The following is a 347-nucleotide window of genomic DNA, read 5'->3' on the forward strand; positions in this document are numbered from 1 at the left end:
CGCCACCGTCGAGTCCAAGGTGGGCCAGTTCCTGCGGCGCCTCCAGGGCGTCCTCGTCGCCCGCACCTACGTGATGATGGACTACGACTGCCGGGTCGAGCAGCTGGAGAAGGCCGTGGCACTGACCCCCGGCCTGGAGTCCCCGACCGTGTCCCCGCTGCACAACGAGGGCTGGGTCGCCGTCCGCGCCATGGTCCCCTCCAAGGAGGCCCAGCGGATCATGGACGACCTCTACGACATCGGCGCCCGCGCCATCCTCACCACGGCCATCCACGCCTGCCGCCTCTGACCCGGACCGATCCCGGAGCCGCACCATGCCGGACACCACCCCCGACGCCACCCCGGAC

The 347-nt window shown here is 71.5% G+C and carries 1 pseudogene; it reads left to right on the plus strand.

Features of this window, described 5'->3' with window-relative positions:
• Positions 1-289, plus strand: a pseudogene (hisG, locus tag AOK18_RS34040) (ATP phosphoribosyltransferase); the annotation flags it as partial.
• Between the last annotated feature and the right edge of the window lie 58 nt (positions 290-347).

This window comes from Streptomyces prasinopilosus (assembly GCF_001419695.1).
GTDB lineage: Bacteria > Actinomycetota > Actinomycetes > Streptomycetales > Streptomycetaceae > Streptomyces > Streptomyces prasinopilosus.